Raw genomic sequence first — 20,006 nt, 5'->3', positions numbered from 1 at the left:
TTTGCCCCTCCCTAGGAGGTGAAATAGGGGCATGGAGAAAAAAACAGGGATGGACGCGGTTCCTGTGGCGAGGGGATTTATCCCCGTTGTGGGAGCAAAGCTTGCTCGCGAAGCAAGCGCCTCGATTTCTGAAGGCGAGACCGTGTCGCTTCCATCGCGGGCAAGCCTTGCTCCCACAGTCCCAAGCACCTCCTGTCAGCAGCCCCCTTTGCAACGAAGGCCTCGGGTATACTGCCGCGTTTTGTGATGCCCTGCGGCGTCCCGCCGGTTCGAAACGCACACTTACGATTTGCCGGTGCAGCGTTTGTGATTCTGAACCAGCCTTGCAGGGATGTTTCGGTGATTTTTGGAGTTTCTATGCTCGAACAGGCTCAACGCGTCCTCAAGGACATCTTCGGCTACGACAGTTTCCGTGGCCGCCAGGGTGCCATTATTGAGCGCGTGGCCAGCGGTGGCGATGCCCTGGTGCTCATGCCCACCGGCGGCGGCAAATCCTTGTGCTTCCAGGTCCCGGCGCTGTTGCGCAACGGCCTGGCCGTGGTGGTCTCGCCGCTGATCGCATTGATGGACGACCAGGTTGCGACCCTCGAAGAGCTGGGGGTTGCCGCTGCTTCGCTGAACTCCACCCTCAGCGCCGAGCAACAGCGGGACCTGGCGACACGCATCAAGCGCGGCGAAGTGAAGATGTTGTACCTGGCCCCGGAACGCCTGGTGCAGCCGCGCATGCTGGCGTTCCTGCAGAGCCTGGAAATTGCCCTGTTCGCCATCGACGAAGCCCACTGCGTATCCCAATGGGGGCACGATTTCCGACGCGAATACCTGCAACTGGGGCAACTGGCGGAACTGTTCCCCGACGTACCGCGCATCGCCCTGACCGCCACCGCCGACAAGCGCACCCGCGAGGAAATCGTCGAGCGCCTGCACTTGCAGAACGCCGAGCGCTTCCTGTCCAGTTTCGACCGTCCGAATATTTTCTACCGCATCGTACCCAAGGAGCAGCCGCGCAAGCAGTTGCTGGCGTTCCTCGCCGAGCGCCGCAGCGATGCCGGCATTGTCTATTGCCTGTCGCGCAAGAAGGTCGATGAAGTGGCGGCGTTCCTGTGTGAGCAGGGGTTCCCGGCGCTGCCGTATCACGCCGGCCTGCCCAACGACCTGCGGGCCTATCACCAGAAGCGCTTCCTCAACGAGGAAGGCCTGATCATGGTGGCCACCATTGCGTTCGGCATGGGTATCGACAAACCCAACGTGCGCTTTGTCGCGCACCTGGATCTGCCCAAGTCCCTTGAGGCGTATTACCAGGAAACCGGACGTGCCGGCCGTGATGGCTTGCCGGCCGACGCCTGGATGGCCTACGGCCTGCAAGACGTGGTGATGCTCAAGCAGATGCTGCAGAACTCCGAAGGCGACGAGCGCCATAAGCGTCTGGAACAGCACAAGCTCGACGCGATGCTCTCGCTGTGCGAGGAAACCCGCTGCCGCCGCCAGACCTTGCTGGCCTATTTTGACGAAGACATGCCCCAGCCTTGCGGGCATTGCGACAACTGCGTCGATGGCGTGGAAACCTGGGACGCCACCGAACCGGCCCGCCAGGCCTTGTCGGCGATTTTCCGTACCGGCCAGCGCTACGGTGTCGGGCATCTGGTGGACGTGTTGCTGGGCAAGGACAACGAAAAGGTCCGCAGCTTTGGCCACCAGCACCTGTCGGTGTTCGGCGTGGGCAAGGCGCGCACCGAGGGTGAGTGGCGTTCATTATTCCGACAACTGGTGGCCCGCGGTCTGGCCGACATCGACCTGGAAGGCTACGGCGGTCTGCGCCTGAGTGCGACTTGCCGGCCGTTGCTCAAAGGTGAGGTCACCCTCGAACTGCGTCGTGACCTCAAGCCGGCAACGGCGGTCAAGAGCAGCAAGAGCCAGGCCAGCCAACTGGTACGTGGCGAAGAGCGCGATCAATGGGAAGCCTTGCGGGCCTTGCGGCGCAAGCTGGCCGAGGAGCACGGCGTCCCGCCGTACGTCATCTTCCCCGACTCGACGCTGCTGGAAATGCTCCGCAGTCAGCCCACCTCCCTGGCGGAAATGGCCCAGGTCAGTGGTGTGGGCGCGCGCAAGCTGGAGCGGTATGGCGAGGCCTTCCTCCAGGTCCTGGGTGGCGAGGCCGAAGCACCGAAAGCGGTGGCCGATGTACGTCACGAACTCATTACGCTGGCCCGGGCCGGCATGACACCGTTGCAGATCGCCGGGCAACTGCAGTGCTCGGAAAAGAACGTCTACACGATGCTGGCCGAAGCCATTGGCAAACAGCAGTTGTCCCTGGAACAGGCGCTGGATCTGCCCGAAGAGCTGATGGGGGAGGTGCAGGATGCCTTCCTGGATGGCGAAGGCGAGTTACCACCAGTGTCTGAAGTTGCCGCGCTGTTTGTCGGACGGGTTCCCGAAGGCGTGCTGTATTGCGTCAGGGCTGCGTTGCAGTCTGAATTTGAAGTCTGATCAGTGAGTTGCGTGCCTTTAACGATTCAGTACAAGGTGAACCTTGCTTGAATCCAAAGCTCATGCTTAGCTGACTAATAATTAGTTTTTCTCTATTTCAGATCTGATGAGTTTTTTTATGCCGTTAACCGATCAACACCGTTTTGGCATGCAGTTGGCGCAAATGTCTCGAGGCTGGCGTGCCGAACTGGATCGCCGCCTGGCCGGGCTGGGCCTGTCCCAGGCACGTTGGCTGGTGCTGTTGCACCTGGCCCGTTTCGAACAGGCGCCGACCCAGCGTGAACTGGCCCAGAGCGTCGCCGTCGAAGGCCCGACACTGGCCCGGTTGCTCGACAGCCTGGAAACCCAGGGGCTGGTGCAGCGCCAGGCCGTGGCCGAGGACCGCCGGGCCAAGAAAATCGTGCTCTGCGCACCGGCCCTGCCGTTGATCGAACAAATCGAAACCATTGCCACGCAACTGCGTCGTGAGCTGTTCGAAGGTGTCGACGAAGCGGACATGCGCGTGTGCATGCGGGTCCACGGTACGATCCTGGCCAACCTGGAAAAATCCTGAGGCATATCCCTGGCGCCAGACTTTTGAGATTCGGCGATTAGCGAACTATAACCAGTACTAAGTGATCGTATTGGATGCGTTTGCGCTCAGTCTGGTAGTCGAAAGGGATACCCATGCTTGAAAGTTTGCAGTCCACGTTGCGCAGTTGGGTCAACGTGTCGGTCGTCGTGGGTGCCCTGGGGTATTCGGCCTTGGCGTCGGCGCTGGGGCTGGGGGACATCACGCTCCATTCCGCCCTGAACCAGCCGTTGCGCGCCGATATCGCCCTGGTCGATGTGGCCGGGATCAGCGAGGGCGATCTGTCGGCCAGCCTGGCGAGCCCGGACGATTTCAGTCGTGCGGGTGTGGAACGGGCGTTCTTTCTCAATAACCTGCGCTTCACGCCGGTCTTGCGCGGGGAGCGCAGCTTCATTCGGGTGACTTCCAGCAAACCGGTGGAGGAACCCTTCCTCAATTTCCTGGTGCAGCTCAATCAGCCCAACGGGCGCCTGCTGCGCGAATACACCGTATTGATCGACCCGCCGGGCACACCGGGTATCGTGCCGGTCCGTGAAGAACCTTCCGAGGCCCCGCGGTCCGTCAAGCCGCCCCCGGCGGTACAGGGCAAGCGTTACACCGTCGTGCCGGGAGACAACCCCTGGATCATCGCCAAGCGCCTGCATGACGCCGGTAGCAACGCGTCGGTCAATGAGTTGATGCAAGGAATCCAGGCCTTGAACCCCGGCAGTGACCGGCTTTCCATCGGCCAGCGCTTGTTGCTGCCCGACTCGGCCGTGCTGCCGACGTCGGCTGCAGCCCCTGCCGGCCAGGCCTCCGACGCGCCCGATGAGCAAATGGCCGCCAGCGTGCTGCAAAACCAGCAGCAACAGAAGACGATCGATGAACTGCAGGCCCGGCTCCAGGCCCAGGACGAGGAAATCGCTGGCCAGCGCAAGCAGATCAGCCAATTGCAGGCCCGGCTGGCCGAGGTTGCGCCAGCCCCTGTTGCATCGACACCACCGCAACCGGCGCTTCCTGCAGCGGAACCGGCGCCGGACGCGCAACCCGCTACAGAACCGGTAGCAGAGCCAGAGGGCGTCAATTGGACATGGGTGGCGGGGCTGGTGGGCCTGTTGGGGGTGTTGGCGCTGTTACTGTTCGTTCGGCGTCGGCAGCAGCAGGCCGAGTTGGAACCGATGACCGGGCGTCCCGAGCCGATGCTGGAGGAGGACGACGAAACCTTTGCATCAATCCCCGATACGGAGCCGTCCGAGACTGCGGCATCGTTCAACAACGGGGATACGCCCCTGGGCGATGTGCTGGAGGGCGTCGGGATCTACTTGACCTACGGTCGGTTCACCGAGGCCGCAGGGCTGTTGCGCGCCGCGTTGCTGGCGGAGCCGGAACGCACCGACCTGGGCCTCAAGTTGCTGGAGGTACTGGGCAAGCAGGGCGATGTCATCGGTTTCCAGGCCCAGGAACATCATCTACTGGCACAGGGTATCGATGCCCGGACGTTGGAGGAGATCCGCGGGCGCTACCCCAAGGTTGCCATGATCGCCGCGCCGACAGTGGCATCGGTACAACCCCAGGTACCGGTTCTTGCACCTGCTCCGGCACCTGCTCCGGCACCGGCACCTGAACGTGAGCCAGTGCCCGGTGACGAGTTCGAGTTGGACCTGGATGCACTGTCCATGGAAACCAGCTGGGACCTCGCCGATGCCCAGGACAACACTGCGGATAAAGAAGCTGTTTCACCTTATGCCGCCGAGAGCTTTTCGCTTTCAGGTTTTGACGAACCGGAGCTGCAATGGGAAGCGCCATTGGAAACCGAGTCGCTGGACGATGCTTTCCTCGATAGCTTTGCCGACGAAGAACAGTCGCTGGAACTCGAGCCGCTGGCCCTTGAACCTGTTTCCCTGGACACCCTTTCCCTCGATCCTCAGGTCCCGGAACACTCGGTCAAGCTGGAACAGGCACAGAATTGCATCGACGATGGAGACCTGAAAACCGCTGTCTCCCTGCTTGAAGAGCTGCTCGAAGAGGGCGACGAACCCCTCAAGCAGACCGCCCGGGTGCTGCTGGCAGGGATTCGCTAAGGTTGCAGCACGGTCAACATCACCGACACTGACCCACCGCTATCGCGAGCAAGCTCGCTCCCACAGGGATTTGTGGTGAACGGCCATTGCGTGTACACCCGGACCCCATGTGGGAGCGAGCTTGCTCGCGATAGCGGCCTGTCAGGCTGTCAAATCCTGTCCAGGTAGCCACTCAAAACGTCTGCCCCAGGTTCAGATACACCGCCTGTTCATCATCGTCGTTAAAGCCATAGCTGAAATTCAGTGGCCCCAGCGGTGTATCGAAACCGAGGAAAATGCTGGCGGCGTTGATGTAGCCGCTGTCGAATTCGTTGTCGTTGTTCCAGGCCCGGCCGCGTTCCAATGAGCCGCCGATGTACAGCGGGAAGTCCAGTGGCAGGTAGGCCCGCGGTGTGAGGCGGCGGTAATACACGGCGCGCATCAGGCTGATGTTCTGCCCGGATACCCCGTCTTCGCGAAAGCCTGACAGTTGCCGCGCGCCACCGAGCACAAAGCTGGACGTCACGACTTCAGCAGTGTCCAGTGTTCGTCCGTAGCGCCCCCCCAGGATGAAGGTATCCGGGCCGCTGCTCAGGGCCTTGTCCAGCTTGAACTCCCATTGGCGGTAACGCTGGTCGGAACCCAGCCCCGGTTCGTATTGGCGCCAGCTCAGGCCGATGTCTTCCCCCTCGTGGGGGAAATACACGTTGTCGAAGGAATCGAAGGAGTACTTCAGCTCATAGAAACCTTCATTGAAGTTTTCGCTGGGCTGGTCATGGTCGCCAATGCGCACATCCGCCTTGCCCCAGGCCTGGCCGACACCGAAGCGGATTTCGCCGTTGTTGCCGATCTGGCGGCCCACGTTCAGCCCGAAGCCATAGCGCTCGACGCGATACTGGGCCACCGGATCGTTGTCCAGGATGGACTCCACGTTGCGGGATTCGAATTGCCCGTAGGGGGCGATGAAGTAGCGCGAGCCGACATCCAATGGCTGGTAGAACTCGCTGTACAACTCCTGCTTGTCGCCGATCTGCGCCCGGGTCAGCCATTCGGCACCGAGGCGATTGATGCCGTTGACCCGATAGCTGGCTCCCAGGTTGAAAGCGCTGTCGCCGCGCATGTCGTCCGACAGGCTCAGCCCCAGCCGCAGGTAGTCGGTGCCGGTGCGTCTTCCCCGAGCGCTGATCACCAGCGTGTGATCCGGGCCCTTGCGGACCACGCGGTATTGCACCTGCTCGAAGTAATCCAGGCCGTACAGCGTGCCCATGTCGGTCTGCAGGCGGCCCAGGTCCAGCGGCTCACCGATCTTCTGGCGAACGTAATAGCGGATCACGTCATCGCCGACTTTCGAGTCGTTCTCCACTCGAATGGCGGTGATGACCGGCGTGCGCTCGCTGGGGGTGCGCGCGGCCATGAGCTCGGCGTTGGGCGCCTCGGACGGGCGTAGAGGAGCCAGGCGCGCCTCGAGTATCCGCGTGGCACGGTAACCGGCGTCGATCATGTCCTGGGCCCGGCCGAAATCGGTGGAGCCGAAGCTCGCCAGCGCCGGTTGGATCAGCACGTCGTCTTTTTTCAGCGTTGCCAGTTGCTCTTCAGAGTTGCGCCGGGTCATCAGGGTGGTCGATTGGTTCAGCACGTCGACCACCGTGACCAGTTGCTTGCGGTTGCGTAGGGGCGTGCCGATGTCGACCACGATGGCCACGTCCACGCCCATTTCCCGAGCCACGTCCAGCGGGATGTTGTCGGACATGCCGCCGTCCACCAGCAGCCGGCCGTCCAGTTCCACCGGGGCGAATACCGCCGGGATCGACATGCTGGCGCGAATGACCTTGGGCAGGTGGCCTTTGCGGAACACGACTTTTTCGCCCGTGGCGATGTCCGTGGCGACTGCGCGAAACGGGATCGGCAGTTTGTCGAAATCTCGGGTGTCGCTGGCGTGGGCCAGCAGGCTTTCGAGCAGCAGGGCCAGGTTCTGGCCCTGGATGACCCCCAAGGGCAGGCCGAGGCTGCCGTCGTCACGAAAGCTCAGTTTCTGTTTGACCAGGAAGTCCCGGTCATCCTGCTTGCGCCGGAATGGTACGTCCTTGCGCGGTGGCGCATCGGACAGAGCCTGTTGCCAGTCGATGCCCAGGGCGAGTTTTTCCAGTTCGTCGATCTTGTAGCCCGAGGCATACAGCCCGCCGATCACCGCGCCCATGCTGGTGCCGGCGATGGCATCGATCTTGATGCCTTGCTCTTCCAGGGCCTTGAGCACGCCGATGTGGGCCAGCCCCCGTGCGGCGCCGCCGGACAGCACCAGGCCGATTTTCGGGCGTGGCGCGTCGACGGCGGGCTCGTTGGTATGGCCGAGCAGGGGCAACAGCAACAGAAGCAGGAGGGGCAGGAGGCGGCGCATCGTCAATCTCGGGGCGGGCGATCAAAGGCGGGTATTATAGCGACGCCTTCGAACCCAGGAGTCCACCCGCAATGACCGAACACAAACCGGAAGTCGTCATCACCTATTGCACCCAGTGCCAATGGCTGCTGCGCGCCGCCTGGCTGGCCCAGGAGCTGCTCAGCACCTTTGGCGATGACCTGGGCAAGGTGTCGCTGGTGCCGGGTACCGGCGGTGTGTTCCACATCAGTTGCGACGGCACGCAGATCTGGGAGCGCAAGGCCGATGGTGGTTTTCCCGAAGCCAAGGTCCTCAAGCAGCGGGTCCGCGACCGGATCGATCCGGAGCGGGACCTGGGCCACAACGATCGGGTTCAGTGAGACGCGGCTTGGGCGCCAACCCCCGGTTGCTTTGAACCGCTCAGTTGGCTTGAGATCACGATGGCCGTGATGATCACCACGCCGCCCAGCAGCATGCGCAGGGTCGGGCTCTCATCGAACAGCCACCAGGCCATGGCGATGCCGTAGACCGGCTCCATGGCGAACACCACCGCTGCCGTGCGGGCCTTGATCACCGCCAGGCTGGCGACGAACAGGCTGTGGGCCAGGCCGGTGCAGAACACGCCGAGCAAGCCGATCCACAACCAGTCGATGGGGCGAACGTCACTCAATTGTGGCGCGGCCATCGGCAGCAGGCACAACCCGACCACCACGTTCTGGCACAGCGCGGCCTGCACCGGCGGGACGTGCGCCGAACCGGCGCGGTTGGTCAATGACAGCAGGGAGAAGAGCAACCCCGAGAACACGGCCCACAGCAGGCCAGTGGTGGCGCCGCTGGCCAAGTCGAAGTTCGGCGTGACCAACACCAGGCCGACGCTCACCAACACCACCAACCAGATTTCATTGGCGCGAATCCGCTCGCGGAAGATCAGCCCTTCAAGCAGCACCGTGAAGGCCGGGAAGCTGGTGAACCCCAGCGTGGCGACCGCCACGCCGGCAACCTTCACTGCGATGAAGAAACTCACCCAATGCCCGGCCAGCAACAGCCCCCCAAGGAGCAATCGCCAGCCATCCTGGGCCCGCAGTTGCTGCCAGCGGCTGTTGCTGGCGAACCGGGCGAACATCGCCAGGGCGAGCACGGCGAAGACGGCGCGACCAAACACAATGACCGTTGGCGAGGCTGCGGCGAGTTTGCCGAATACACCGGTCAGGCCAAACATGAGTGCGCCGATGTGCAGGGCGCCGAGGGCGGTACGGGGTGTCATTTCAATCCTTTCAACAGACAGTGGGGCAACTGGCGAGTGTCTTCTGTGGGAGCGAGCTTGCTCGCGAAAGCGGTGGTTCAGGCAATGCAGATATTGACTGACAGATAGCAATGGCGAGCAAGCTCGCTCCCACAGGATCGTCCCCTAGTATTTAAGCGTGGGTGAGGCGGCAGTGTCTGTCGCGATCCTAGCGATTTTTAGCGCGAATCTATCGCTGACGCCGCAGCTTGCCCGGCGAGGCGCCGAATTCCCGCAGTACCGCCGCGGCGAAGGCACTTTGGGAGCTGTAGCCGACCCGGTGGGCGATCTCACCGATGGGCAACTGCGAATCACGCAACAACGCTACAGCCTTGTGCAAGCGGCGGCTGCGGATGTAATCCATCGGGGTTTGCCCGCATTCGGCGACGAAACGTGCGTGCAAACGGGCGCTGGAGAGGCCGGCGACTCGCGCCAGGTCCGCCACTTGCAGCGGATAGGCGGTGTTCTGGTCGATGTGGGCGTTGAGTGCGGCGTAGGGCAGGCGCCGGCCGCCGAGGGTTTGCTGGCGAGCGTTATTGAGACTCGCCAGCAGCAGCACCGCGCCTTGCTGGGCGATCACCGGATCGTCCACCGGGCTCCTCGCCAACCAGCTGACCAACTGGCTTTGTCCCGCATCCAGGGGCAGGCGCGCGGTATCGTCGAGCAAACGGCGGCTGGCGTCGGCGTGATCCCCCAGGCACTGCCCGACCCAGTCATCGCTGGGCACATCCAACACCAGGCAACGGCTGCCGTGGGGGCTGCCGCAGGCGTGATGCGCGCCGGCCGGTATCACCACGAAGCTTTGTTGCACCACCTGGCTGCCATGCCCTTCGACCTCGAAATCCAGTGCGCCAGACAGCCCGAACACCAATTGGGCATGGTCATGGCTGTGGACGATCAAGTCGTGGCTGTAGTGGCGTAGCGTGAGGATCGGTCTCATCGCGGTCTCCCGTGTCAGGCCGCCAGCATACACCGAGGGCGTACCGCCCGGCGCTGTCATGCAATGGACTTGTGTTTGTCATAGGCCATTAACCGCTGGCGTGCACAGTGGCAAAAACGATCAGAGGGTTGCCCAATGACCAGCGCCGAGCTCGCCAGACCCAGCCGCAAACAGCGTGTTCGCACCCTGTGGATTTCCGATGTGCACCTGGGCACCCGGGATTGCCAGGCCGAGCACCTGTCGCAGTTTCTCAAGGGCTACCACGCCGACAAGATCTACCTGGTGGGGGACATCATCGACGGCTGGAAACTGCGCGGTGGGATGTATTGGCCCCAGGCCCACACCAACGTCATTCGCCGCTTGCTGACCATGAGCAAGCGCGGCACCGAAGTGATCTACGTCACCGGCAATCATGACGAATTCCTGCGGCGCTATTCGAAGCTGATCCTGGGCAATATCCAGTTGGTGGACGAAGCGGTGCACGTCACTGCCGATGGTCGGCACCTGTTGGTGATCCATGGCGACCAGTTCGACGTCATTACCCGGTACCACCGTTGGCTGGCGTTCCTCGGGGATTCGGCCTACGAGTTCACCCTCACGCTGAACCGCTGGCTCAACCATTGGCGGGCCCGTTACGGCTACGGCTACTGGTCGTTGTCGGCGTACCTCAAGCACAAGGTCAAGACCGCCGTCAGCTTCATCAGCGATTTCGAAGAAGCCATCGCCCACGAGTGTGTGAAGCGCGAACTGCATGGCGTGGTCTGCGGGCATATCCACCATGCCGAGATGCGCATGGTGGGTGAGGTGGAATACCTCAATTGTGGCGATTGGGTCGAATCCTGCACGGCGCTGATCGAGCACTGGGACGGGTCGATCGAGTTGTATCGGTTGGCGGAGGCCCAGGCACGGGAGGCACTGGCCAAGACTGAGTTGAAAGTGACTGAGCCGGTGTAGGCCTTCATGACGCCATCGCGGGCAAGCCTTGCTCCCACAAGTACTCACCGCCTATGAGAGCAGGCAACACCTGTGGGAGCAAGGCTGTTCCCACAAGTACTCACCGCCTATGAGAGCAGGCAACACCTGTGGGAGCAAGGCTGTTCCCACAAGTACTCACCGCCTATGAGAGCAGGCAACACCTGTGGGAGCAAGGCTGTTCCCACAAGTACTCACCGCCTATGAGAGCAGGCAACACCTGTGGGAGCAAGGCTGTTCCCACAAGTACTCACCGCCCATGAGAGCAGGCAACACCTGTGGGAGCAAGGCTGTTCCCACAAGTACTCACCGCCTATGAGAGCAGGCAACACCTGTGGGAGCAAGGCTGTTCCCACAAGTACTCACCGCCCATGAGAGCAGGCAACACCTGTGGGAGCAAGGCTTGCCCGCGATGGACCGCGCAGCGGTCCCCAGCAATCTGTCAGCCAGAAGGCTGCTCCGTCATCGCCGCCTTGTAGATCGACTGCTTCGGCGCAGCAAACAGCCTTTCCAGCATCGGCTCGAAGAAACTCAACGGCAGCGTGTCGTACTCGGGATCGAACGCCGCTGCGTCATATTTCGCACAAAAGTCGACTGTCGCCTGATACTGCGGATGTTCGAAAAACTGCTCGCGTAGGTGCCGGTCCATGCCCAGGTGATGGAAGAAGTAATAGCCCTGGAAAATCCCGTGCTTCTCCACCATCCACAGGTTTTCCGCGCTGACGAAGGGCTTGAGGATCGCCGCCGCGATGTCCGGGTGGTTATACGAACCCAGGGTGTCGCCGATGTCGTGGAGCAGGGCGCAGACCACGTATTCCTCGTCCCGCCCGTCACGGTAGGCACGGGTGGCGGTTTGCAGGGAATGGGTCAGGCGATCCACCGGGAACCCGCCGAAATCGCCGTCCAGCAGCTTCAAGTGGGCCAGGATCCGGCCCGGCAATTGCCGGGCGTAGGCGCTGAAGTCGGCGGCGATGATCGCCCAGTCCTCCTGAGTGCCGTCCCGCATGTGGGTAAAACGTGCATGAGTGTTCATAGGCAATCCTTTGGCTAGAACGCCACCTTGCCCAGCAGCATGTCGCGGTACATGACGAAATCGCCGAGCAGGCTGTAGAAAGGATGCTGGAAGGTGGCGGGACGGTTTTTTTCGAAGAAGAAGTGCCCGACCCAGGCAAAGCCGTAGCCGGCCACGGGCAGGGCGAGCCACAGCCACCCGCTCCCCACTACGAGGGCCATGACGAACACCAGGATGACCAGGGAGGTGCCGATGAAATGCAATCGTCGGCAGGTGCTGTTGCTGTGCTCGCCGAGGTAATACGGGTAGAACTCGGCGAAGGTATTGAATCGTTTGGCGTTTTCCAAGACTGCAGGCTCTTTGGTTATTGTTCTGGCAACCGATAAATCCAGCGGCTTACTTTGAGTCTAGAGCGATCACTTGCAACAGCCAGTGACAATGGGCGCCACTTTAGTATCCTTCGCAAATCCAGCCGTACCCTGCGGCTCGTCATGCAAGTAAAACGTCATGAACGAACGAACGACTTCTTCAAGCTGGGCGATGGGGATTGTCAAGGCGTTGGAAATCGACGGCCTGGATTGTCGGGTGCTGTTCAAGCAACTGGGGCTGGACTTTGATGCGCTGGAGGATCCGGATGCACGCTTCCCCCAGGACTCGATGACGCGGCTCTGGCAGCGGGCGGTGGAATTGTCCGGTAACCCGGCCATTGGCTTGAACATGGGTAAAGTGGTGCGCCCGGCCTCGTTTCATGTGGCGGGCTACGCCTTGATGTCCAGTCGCACGCTGGCGGAGGGTTTCCAGCGACTGGTGCGATACCAGCGAATCATTGCCGAAAGCGCCGACTTGAGTTTTCGTCGGTTGGAAGAGGGCTATGGGCTGATCCTGACGGTGCATGGCGACCATTTACCCCCCACTCGGCAAAGTGCCGAGGCGTCCCTGGCCTGTGCGTTGGCCCTGTGCAACTGGCTGACCGGGCGTACCTTGCACCCGGTAAAAGTGCTGTTCCAAGGCACCGAACCCCTGGACCTGGCGCCTTATCAGCGAGCCTTCTGCGCACCGCTGGTGTTCGGCGCGTCTTATGACGCGCTGATTTTTGAGCGGGCCGACATGGAGGCGCCTCTGCCGACGGCCAACGAAGCCATGGCGCAGTTGCATGACCGGTTTGCCGGTGAATACCTCGCGCGTTTTTCGGAAAGCCGTGTGACCCATAAGGCACGACAAGTGTTGTGCCGACTGTTGCCCCAGGGCGAGCCCAAGCGTGACGTGGTGGCGCAGACGCTGCACCTGTCGCAGCGCACCTTGCAGCGGCGCTTGCAGGAAGAGGGCACCAGTTTCCAGAGTTTGCTTGAGGACACCCGTCGTGAACTGGCCGAGCAGTACCTGGCGCAGTCGGGCATGACGCTGCTGGAGATCGCCTATCTGCTGGGGTTTGCCGACCCAAGCAATTTTTTCCGGGCCTTCCGCCGCTGGTTCGACACCACGCCTGGCGAATACCGGGCACGGTTGGCGAGCCAGCCTGAAGCGGTCAGTGACGCCAGAACGCCGGGATACACAGCACGAACACCGTGATGATCTCCAGTCGGCCCAGCAGCATGCCTCCTGACAGAATCCACTTGGCCGCGTCCGGCAGCGGTGCGAAGTTGCCGGCCGGCCCGATGGTTTCCCCCAGCCCCGGGCCGACGCCGGACACGGTACTGGCCGCACCGGTCAGCGCCGTCATCCATTCCACGCCCAGCAGCGACAGCAGCAGGGCGATCACGCAGATGGTGATGGCGAAGAAGAACGAGAACGTAAGGATCGAGCGGACGATTTCTTCGTCGAGGCGATGACCGTTGTATTTCTGCTTGATCACCGCGCGGGGGTGGATCAGTTGATTAAGGTTGGCCCGCAGCAGGATGTAGGCGACCTGGAAGCGGAAGATCTTGATCCCGCCGGCCGTCGAGCCTGAACAACCGCCGACGAACCCCAGGTAGAAAAACAGCATCAGCGAAAAATTGCCCCACAGGCTGTAGTCGCCGAGGGCGAAACCGGTGGTGGTGACGATGGACGTCACGTTCAGCGCCACGTGCCGCAGCGCCTCCAGCCAATGCAGGTCGGTGGTCGCCCAATACCAGGTGCCGAGCACCAGCCAGGTCACCAGCAACACCCCGATAAGCCCCTGGACCTGCTGGTCCTTGATCAGTGCCCGGCGATTGCCCCGCAACATCGAGACATAGAGGGCAAACGGCAGGCTGCCGAGGATCATGATGACAATGATGACCCAGTGCACGGCCGGCTGGGTCCATTTGGCCAGGGACAGGTCCGAGGTGGAAAAACCGCCGGTGGAGATCGCCGACATCGCATGGTTAATGGCATCGAACAGGCTCATCCCGGCCCACCAGAGCGCCAGGGTGCCGAGAATGGTGATGCCCACGTAGGACGCCACGATCAGCCGCGCCACCATGTGGGAACGGGGCATGACTTTTTCCGAGCGGTCCGACGATTCGGTCTGGAACAGCCGCATGCCACCGATGCGCAGCAAGGGCAGGATCGCCACCGCCATGCCGATGAAGCCGATACCGCCGAGCCAGTGCAGCAGCGAGCGCCACATCAGGATGCCCGGGGACATGGTATCCAGGCCGCTCAGGACGGTGGCGCCGGTGGCGGTGATGCCCGACATGCTTTCGAAAAACGAGTCGGTGTAGCTGATCTTCTGGGTCAGCAGGAACGGCAGCGCGGCAAAGATACACACCACCAGCCAACTGCTGACGGTCAGCAAGTACATGTCGCGCGGGCGCAGGTGGATGTGTTCCGGGCGCCCGGGAAGCACCAGGGCCAGGCCGGCGAGGAAGGTAATCATGCTCGACCAGAGGAACGACGGCAGGTCGCGGGTGCGCTCGAAGACCATCAGGGTGGCCATGGGAACGACCATGAAGATCGCCAGGGTGATCAGGAAGATGCCGATGATGAAACCAATGATCCGCAGGGTCGGCAACGCCATGAAGTCCGCTCAGGCTGAAAAAGGAAGGGCGCCATTCTACCCGCGACAAGCGCCCTGTAAACCGGCACCCGGCGCCGAGTGGGCACCTGGCCGCGGAATTTGCGCTAACGAACTCGCCGCACAGCTACTAGAATAGCCGGACATTTTTTCAGGAGGTGGCCGATGCAGGCTCTCGACGCTTTGCTCAACCGTGTTTCCGTCCCGCGCCTGGTGGAGCCGGCCCCCACGCCGGAACAGCGCGAACTCATGTTCGCCGCGGCCATGCGGGCGCCGGATCACGGCCAGCTGCGGCCATGGCGTTTTCTGACAGTCGAAGGGCAGGCGCGGCATCGCATGGGCGAACTGCTGGCCGAAGCAGCGCGGTTCAATGACCCGCTGGTACCGGAAACCGTCGTGGAAAAGGCCCTCAACGGCCCATTGCGCGCGCCCCTGGTCGTGGTGGTGATCGCCCGTCTGCAGGACCATTTCAAAATCCCCAAATCCGAGCAACTGCTGGCAGCCGGCTGCGCAGCCCATGGCATCTTGTTGGCGGCGTATGCCCAAGGGGTTGGCGGCGTGTGGCGCACCGGTGAACTGGCGTACTCGCCGCATGTGGCCAGGGGGCTTGGCCTTGAGGATGGGGAGGAGGTGATCGGTTTCCTCTACCTGGGCACGCCGCAGAAAGAAGCGCGTACGGCGCCGAAGGTGGAAACCGCAGAATTTGTCAGCGAGTGGACAGGCGCGTAGGAGCTGTCGAGCGAAGCGAGGCTGCGATCTTTTTCCTGCCACTTGAATCTCAAGCGAAAGATCAAAAGATCGCAGCCTCGCTTCGCTCGACAGCTCCTACAGGCCGAGTGGGAGCAAGCTCCCTCGCCACAAAATCAACGTCCGACTGTGGCGTTATTTACACGCATCAGCAATCGCCTCGGCCAGCAGGTCCAGGCGCGTGGCGTCGATGCCGGCCACGTTGGCCCGGCCGGTGCCGACCATGTAGACACTGTGGCGCTCGCGCAGGTGCTTGACCTGTTCCGGCGTCAGGCCGGTGTAGGAAAACATCCCGCGTTGCACGCCGATATGGGCGAAGCGCTCGCGCAAGCCATGGGGTTCGAGGGCCTCCAGCAAGCCGCTGCGCAATTGCGCGATGCGCAGGCGCATGGCCTGGACTTCATCGGCCCACAGGCTCTTGAGTTCCGGGTTGCCGAGGATGGTCGCCACCACGGCCGCACCATGATCCGGCGGTGTCGACCACAGGTTGCGGGCGATGTTTGCCAGTTGGCTGCGGATGTCCACCAGCTTCTCGGCATCCCGGGCGCAGACGATCAACGCACCCGTACGATCGCGGTAGAGGCCGAAGTTCTTCGAGCAGGAACTGGTGACCAGCACTTCCGGCAGGGCCTGGGCAAACAGTCGGACCGCCCAGGCGTCCTGTTCCAATCCATCACCGAAGCCCTGGTAGGCGAAGTCGATCAGTGGCAGCAGGTCGCGGTTGCGCACCACGTCCAACACCTGACGCCATTGTTCATGGGACAGGTCGAACCCGGTGGGGTTGTGGCAACAGGCGTGCAGCAGCACGACATCACCTTTGGGCGCCTGGTTCAGGGCCGCCAGCATTGCTTCGAAATCCAGGCGGTTATCAGCGCCCACGTAAGGGTAGTGACTGACCTTGACCCCGGCCGCGGCGAAGATGGTCTCGTGGATCGGCCAGGTCGGGTTACTCAGCCATACGCCACGGCCCGGCAGGCATTGGGCGATGAAGTCGGCACTCAGGCGCAGCGCACCGGTACCGCCCGGTGTCTGGGTGGCGCCGGCACGTTTTGCGCTGATCAGCGGTGAGTCGGCGCCCAGCACCAGCTCGTTGATCAACTGGCCGAACGCGGCGTCGCCGTGACCGCCGATGTAGGTCTTGGTGGTCTGGCGATCCACCAGCCGTTGTTCAGCCAGCTTCACTGACTGAAGAATCGGCGTCAGGCCCTGGGCGTCCTTGTAGACACCCACGCCCAAGTCGAACTTGCTTGGGTTGCTGTCCGCCCCGTAGGCCTCCATCAGGCCTAGGATCGGGTCGCCGGGCACCCGGCCGATGGCATCGAAATGCATTACTTGCGGCCCTCTGCGGTCTTGGCCACGTCATCGGTGCGGGCGGCCATGATGAAGTCGTTGCGGTGCAGGCCCTTGATGGAGTGGCTCCACCAGGTCACGGTGACTTTGCCCCATTCGGTGAGCAGGCCAGGGTGGTGGCCTTCGGCCTCGGAAATTTCACCGACAGCGTTGGTGAACGCCAGGGCGTGCTTGAAGTTCTTGAACAGGAAAACTTTTTCCAGTTGCATCACGCTGTCGCGCACTTCGATGTTCCAGTCGGGGATCTGCTTGATCAGCACCGGCAGTTCTTCGTCGCTGACTTGTGGGGCATCGGCGCGGCAGGCTTCGCAATGGGCTTGGTTCAGAGTGTTCATGGTGTGTTCCCGGATCGAATATTTGAAAACGTCGATGCACCCACGCTAAAGCAAAGCCGCGTTGTGCAACAGACTCAATTGAGATTAAAAGACGCGGTTCACGCAGCCTTTGGTGGGAATTTCGGGGCGTGCAAGCCCAGTTCCCGACCGCGCTTGACCATGCCCATGATGTCTTCGTGGGCCAGGTCGAACAGGCGCTTGAGCTCGGGCAGCACGAAATAAACCGGTTGCAGGATGTCGATGCGATAGGGCGTGCGCATGGCTTCCAATGGATCGAAGGCCTGATGCTCAGGCTCGTCGGACAGGCAGTACACGGTTTCCTTGGGCGAGGACAGGATGCCGCCACCGTAGATGCGCCGGCCCTGCGGGGTTTCCACCAGGCCGAACTCGATGGTCATCCAGTACAGGCGCGCCAGGTAGACGCGTTCTTCCTTGGAAGCCTGTAGGCCGAGTTTGCCGTAGGTGTGGGTGAATTCGGCGAACCAGGGGTTGGTCAGCAATGGGCAGTGGCCGAAGATCTCGTGGAAAATGTCCGGCTCTTGCAGGTAATCCAGCTCCTCGCGGGTACGAATGAAGGTCGCCACCGGAAACTGCTTGCTGGCGAGCAATTCGAAGAAAGTCTGGAAGGGGATCAAGGCCGGTACCCGGGCGACTTGCCAGCCCGTGGTCGCGCCCAGCACCTGGTTGATTTCGCCCAGTTGCGGGATACGGTCGTGGGGCAGGCCAAGCTTGTCGATGCCGTCCAGGTATTCCTGGCACGCACGGCCTTCGATGACTTTCAGCTGGCGGGTGATCAGCGTATTCCACACCGCATGTTCTTCGGCGGTGTAGTGGATAAAACCTTGCGCATCGGGCTCGCGGGCCACGTACTGCGTCTGCTTCATGCTGCTCTCCTGCTGATTTCCCTCAGGGGGAAGACGTGTTGTTGTTATGTCCAGCGATGTATTAGAGATAACTCGAAGCAGGGGCTTGCGCAGCAGGCTGGCGAAAATGGATTGGGTGAGGGAATCGTCAATCCGTAAACTTTTCGTTACGAAATGGCGGCGGCTACGAGGTTGCTGGGATTTTCTGTTGGGAAACGGCCTACAACTGTCACATAATCTTGACGGTTATTTACGCTGCCGGGCAGAAAAACCTTGTGGCAGGGACCTTTTCATACACATCGGGCCTTTTCATGCGCATCAAAGTCCATTGCCAGAATCGCATCGGTATCCTGCGGGACATCCTCAACCTGTTGGTGGAGTACGGCATCAACGTCGCCCGGGGGGAGGTCGGTGGCGAGCATGGCAACGCGATCTACCTGCACTGCCCAAACCTGATCAACATCCAGTTCCAGGCGCTGCGTCCGAAATTCGAAGGCATTGCCGGGGTATTTGGCGTCAAGCGTGTAGGGCTGATGCCCAGTGAGCGTAGGCACATGGAGCTCAACGCCTTGCTCGGCGCCTTGGAATTCCCGGTGCTGTCTATCGACATGGGCGGCTCCATCGTAGCGGCCAACCGGGCAGCGGCGCAGTTGCTCGGGGTGCGAGTGGACGAGGTGCCGGGGATTCCCTTGTCCCGCTATGCCGAGGATTTCGACTTGCCGGAACTGGTGCGGGCCAACCAGTCGCGCATCAACGGCCTGCGGGTCAAGGTCAAGGGCGATGTCTTCCTGGCCGACATCGCGCCGCTGCAATCGGAGCACGACGACAGCGAAGCCATGGCCGGTGCGGTGCTGACACTGCACCGGGCCGACCGGGTTGGCGAACGTATCTATAACGTGCGCAAACAGGAACTGCGTGGCTTCGACAGTATTTTCCAGAGCTCGAAGGTCATGGCGGCGGTGGTCCGTGAGGCTCGGCGCATGGCCCCGTTGGACGCGCCGCTATTGATAGAAGGTGAAACCGGCACTGGCAAGGAGCTGCTGGCTCGCGCCTGTCACCTGGCGAGTCCGCGCGGGCAATCGCCATTGATGGCGCTCAACTGTGCCGGGCTGCCGGAGTCCATGGCCGAGACCGAGCTCTTCGGCTACGGGCCGGGGGCCTTCGAAGGTGCCCGGGCCGAAGGCAAGCTCGGCCTTCTGGAGCTGACCGCCGGGGGGACGCTGTTCCTCGACGGGGTCGGAGAGATGAGCCCGCGCCTGCAAGTGAAATTGCTGCGCTTCCTACAGGACGGTTGCTTCCGGCGTGTTGGCAGCGATGAGGAGGTGTACCTGGACGTCAGGGTGATCTGCGCCACCCAGGTCGATTTGTCCGAACTCTGCGCCCGGGGCGAATTCCGTCAGGATCTGTATCACCGCTTGAACGTGCTTTCCCTGCACATCCCGCCGCTGCGCGAATGCCTCGATGGCCTGGCGCCGCTGGTGGAGCATTTCCTCGACCAGGCCAGCCGCCAGATCGGCTGCGCCCTGCCCAAGCTGGCCCCGGCGGCGATGGACCGTCTCAGTCATTACCACTGGCCGGGCAATGTCCGGCAACTGGAAAACGTGCTGTTCCAGGCCGTTTCCCTGTGCGATGGCGGGACGGTGAAGGCCGAGCATATCCGCCTGCCGGACTACGGCGTGCATCAGCCCCTTGGCGATTTTTCCCTTGAGGGTGGGCTGGATGAGATCGTCGGACGCTTTGAGAAAGCGGTGCTGGAGCGCTTGTACTCCGAACACCCGAGCAGCCGGCAACTGGGCAAGCGGCTGGGGGTTTCCCATACGACCATTGCCAATAAGTTGCGTGAGTATGAAGTGGGCAAAGAATCCGGCGCGTGAAGATAGGCGTTTCGTGGCGAGGGAGCTTGCTCCCGCTCGATTGCGCAGCAATCGCCAAAAGTGTGGGGCCGCTACGCAGCCCAGCGGGAGCAAGCTCCCTCGCCACGGGTCTATTTGATCAGGATAGGCGGACACTTGCCGTAAGCGGCACGACACCGCCGGTTTTTCGTCTTCGATACATTCCCA

Annotated in this window: 17 protein-coding genes; 8 read left to right on the top strand and 9 right to left on the bottom strand. The window is 62.1% G+C overall.

All coding sequences use genetic code 11. The features are described from left to right. The first annotated feature begins 357 nt into the window (after window positions 1-357). From recQ to AB4O09_RS22960, 3 genes are all read left to right on the top strand, one after another. Complete coding sequence (recQ, locus tag AB4O09_RS22970; protein WP_013692519.1) at window positions 358-2,484, top strand: DNA helicase RecQ; 2,127 nt, start codon at window positions 358-360, stop codon at window positions 2,482-2,484. 118 nt (window positions 2,485-2,602) lie between these two features. After that, window positions 2,603-3,037: a MarR family transcriptional regulator gene (locus AB4O09_RS22965; protein WP_003199001.1), complete on the top strand. Its 435-nt coding sequence runs from the start codon at window positions 2,603-2,605 to the stop codon at window positions 3,035-3,037. Between the two features lie 113 nt (window positions 3,038-3,150). Beyond that, entirely contained in the window at window positions 3,151-5,115 is a 1,965-nt protein-coding gene (locus tag AB4O09_RS22960) for a FimV/HubP family polar landmark protein (RefSeq protein ID WP_028237333.1), read from the top strand. Between the two features lie 172 nt (window positions 5,116-5,287). Here AB4O09_RS22960 and AB4O09_RS22955 read toward each other — a convergent pair whose 3' ends face one another. Further along, a complete protein-coding gene (locus AB4O09_RS22955; RefSeq protein ID WP_028237334.1) occupies window positions 5,288-7,489 on the bottom strand; it encodes a patatin-like phospholipase family protein in 2,202 nt (733 codons plus the stop codon). 71 nt (window positions 7,490-7,560) lie between these two features. Between AB4O09_RS22955 and AB4O09_RS22950 the strand changes: the two genes are divergently transcribed. Continuing rightward, a complete protein-coding gene (locus tag AB4O09_RS22950; protein WP_003199006.1) occupies window positions 7,561-7,848 on the top strand; it encodes an Rdx family protein in 288 nt (95 codons plus the stop codon). On the opposite strand, the gene AB4O09_RS22945 is transcribed toward AB4O09_RS22950, so the two are convergent. Further along, window positions 7,842-8,732: a DMT family transporter gene (locus AB4O09_RS22945; protein ID WP_028237335.1), complete on the bottom strand. Its 891-nt coding sequence runs from the start codon at window positions 8,730-8,732 to the stop codon at window positions 7,842-7,844. The genes AB4O09_RS22950 and AB4O09_RS22945 overlap by 7 nt on opposite strands. A gap of 208 nt (window positions 8,733-8,940) precedes the next feature. After that, window positions 8,941-9,690 (bottom strand): helix-turn-helix transcriptional regulator, encoded by a 750-nt coding sequence (locus tag AB4O09_RS22940; protein WP_028237336.1) that lies wholly within the window; start codon window positions 9,688-9,690, stop codon window positions 8,941-8,943. A 135-nt stretch (window positions 9,691-9,825) separates the two neighbouring features. Here AB4O09_RS22940 and AB4O09_RS22935 point away from each other — a divergent pair, with 135 nt between their 5' ends. Then, a complete protein-coding gene (locus AB4O09_RS22935; RefSeq protein WP_003199013.1) occupies window positions 9,826-10,644 on the top strand; it encodes a UDP-2,3-diacylglucosamine diphosphatase in 819 nt (272 codons plus the stop codon). A 460-nt stretch (window positions 10,645-11,104) separates the two neighbouring features. Here AB4O09_RS22935 and AB4O09_RS22930 read toward each other — a convergent pair whose 3' ends face one another. Together AB4O09_RS22930 and AB4O09_RS22925 are read right to left on the bottom strand one after the other, a co-directional pair. Beyond that, window positions 11,105-11,695 carry an HD domain-containing protein gene (locus AB4O09_RS22930; protein ID WP_027912760.1) on the bottom strand — a complete coding sequence of 197 codons (591 nt, stop codon included), beginning with the start codon at window positions 11,693-11,695 and terminating at the stop codon, window positions 11,105-11,107. Between the two features lie 14 nt (window positions 11,696-11,709). Next, window positions 11,710-12,021, bottom strand: coding sequence for an Mpo1-like protein (locus AB4O09_RS22925; RefSeq protein ID WP_027912759.1), 312 nt, complete (start codon window positions 12,019-12,021; stop codon window positions 11,710-11,712). 160 nt (window positions 12,022-12,181) lie between these two features. On the opposite strand from AB4O09_RS22925, the gene AB4O09_RS22920 reads away from it, so the two are divergent. Next, on the top strand, window positions 12,182-13,243 hold the full coding sequence (locus AB4O09_RS22920; RefSeq protein ID WP_003199018.1) for an AraC family transcriptional regulator: 1,062 nt from the start codon (window positions 12,182-12,184) through the stop codon (window positions 13,241-13,243). Here AB4O09_RS22920 and AB4O09_RS22915 read toward each other — a convergent pair. Continuing rightward, a complete protein-coding gene (locus tag AB4O09_RS22915) occupies window positions 13,200-14,654 on the bottom strand; it encodes a TrkH family potassium uptake protein (RefSeq protein WP_003199020.1) in 1,455 nt (484 codons plus the stop codon). The genes AB4O09_RS22920 and AB4O09_RS22915 overlap by 44 nt on opposite strands. Window positions 14,655-14,816: 162 nt before the next feature. Between AB4O09_RS22915 and AB4O09_RS22910 the strand changes: the two genes are divergently transcribed. Further along, window positions 14,817-15,380, top strand: coding sequence for an NAD(P)H nitroreductase (locus AB4O09_RS22910; protein ID WP_038858985.1), 564 nt, complete (start codon window positions 14,817-14,819; stop codon window positions 15,378-15,380). A gap of 153 nt (window positions 15,381-15,533) precedes the next feature. Here the strand turns inward: AB4O09_RS22910 and AB4O09_RS22905 are convergent, their stop codons facing one another. The 3 genes from AB4O09_RS22905 to phhA all read right to left on the bottom strand — a co-directional run bounded on the left by AB4O09_RS22905 (window position 15,534) and on the right by phhA (window position 17,967). After that, window positions 15,534-16,727, bottom strand: coding sequence for an amino acid aminotransferase (locus AB4O09_RS22905; RefSeq protein WP_053162103.1), 1,194 nt, complete (start codon window positions 16,725-16,727; stop codon window positions 15,534-15,536). Next, complete coding sequence (locus tag AB4O09_RS22900) at window positions 16,727-17,083, bottom strand: 4a-hydroxytetrahydrobiopterin dehydratase (RefSeq protein ID WP_013692526.1); 357 nt, start codon at window positions 17,081-17,083, stop codon at window positions 16,727-16,729. Before AB4O09_RS22900 ends, AB4O09_RS22905 begins: the two co-directional genes overlap by 1 nt. 98 nt (window positions 17,084-17,181) lie before the next feature. Continuing rightward, window positions 17,182-17,967, bottom strand: a complete 786-nt coding sequence (gene phhA, locus AB4O09_RS22895) for a phenylalanine 4-monooxygenase (protein WP_013692527.1) — start codon at window positions 17,965-17,967, stop codon at window positions 17,182-17,184. Between the two features lie 290 nt (window positions 17,968-18,257). On the opposite strand from phhA, the gene AB4O09_RS22890 reads away from it, so the two are divergent. After that, complete coding sequence (locus tag AB4O09_RS22890; protein ID WP_038859607.1) at window positions 18,258-19,820, top strand: sigma-54-dependent phenylalanine hydroxylase transcriptional regulator PhhR; 1,563 nt, start codon at window positions 18,258-18,260, stop codon at window positions 19,818-19,820. Window positions 19,821-20,006: the final 186 nt, after the last annotated feature.

The organism is Pseudomonas sp. H1_F01, from assembly GCF_054681425.1.
Note: the sequence above shows the minus strand (reverse complement) of the source record. Positions and strands in the feature narration are given on the sequence as shown.

Bases quoted from the DNA above. Each gene is read 5' to 3' on its own strand.
- recQ (WP_013692519.1), top strand. From the start codon at position 358: ATGCTCGAACAGGCTCAACGCGTCCTCAAGGACATCTTCGGCTACGAC.
- AB4O09_RS22950 (WP_003199006.1), top strand. From the start codon at position 7,561: ATGACCGAACACAAACCGGAAGTCGTCATCACCTATTGCACCCAGTGC.
- AB4O09_RS22960 (WP_028237333.1), top strand. From the start codon at position 3,151: ATGCTTGAAAGTTTGCAGTCCACGTTGCGCAGTTGGGTCAACGTGTCG.
- AB4O09_RS22910 (WP_038858985.1), top strand. From the start codon at position 14,817: ATGCAGGCTCTCGACGCTTTGCTCAACCGTGTTTCCGTCCCGCGCCTG.
- AB4O09_RS22945 (WP_028237335.1), bottom strand. From the start codon at position 8,732: ATGACACCCCGTACCGCCCTCGGCGCCCTGCACATCGGCGCACTCATG.
- phhA (WP_013692527.1), bottom strand. From the start codon at position 17,967: ATGAAGCAGACGCAGTACGTGGCCCGCGAGCCCGATGCGCAAGGTTTT.
- AB4O09_RS22915 (WP_003199020.1), bottom strand. From the start codon at position 14,654: ATGGCGTTGCCGACCCTGCGGATCATTGGTTTCATCATCGGCATCTTC.
- AB4O09_RS22900 (WP_013692526.1), bottom strand. From the start codon at position 17,083: ATGAACACTCTGAACCAAGCCCATTGCGAAGCCTGCCGCGCCGATGCC.
- AB4O09_RS22930 (WP_027912760.1), bottom strand. From the start codon at position 11,695: ATGAACACTCATGCACGTTTTACCCACATGCGGGACGGCACTCAGGAG.
- AB4O09_RS22920 (WP_003199018.1), top strand. From the start codon at position 12,182: ATGAACGAACGAACGACTTCTTCAAGCTGGGCGATGGGGATTGTCAAG.
- AB4O09_RS22905 (WP_053162103.1), bottom strand. From the start codon at position 16,727: ATGCATTTCGATGCCATCGGCCGGGTGCCCGGCGACCCGATCCTAGGC.
- AB4O09_RS22965 (WP_003199001.1), top strand. From the start codon at position 2,603: ATGCCGTTAACCGATCAACACCGTTTTGGCATGCAGTTGGCGCAAATG.
- AB4O09_RS22940 (WP_028237336.1), bottom strand. From the start codon at position 9,690: ATGAGACCGATCCTCACGCTACGCCACTACAGCCACGACTTGATCGTC.
- AB4O09_RS22935 (WP_003199013.1), top strand. From the start codon at position 9,826: ATGACCAGCGCCGAGCTCGCCAGACCCAGCCGCAAACAGCGTGTTCGC.
- AB4O09_RS22955 (WP_028237334.1), bottom strand. From the start codon at position 7,489: ATGCGCCGCCTCCTGCCCCTCCTGCTTCTGTTGCTGTTGCCCCTGCTC.
- AB4O09_RS22890 (WP_038859607.1), top strand. From the start codon at position 18,258: ATGCGCATCAAAGTCCATTGCCAGAATCGCATCGGTATCCTGCGGGAC.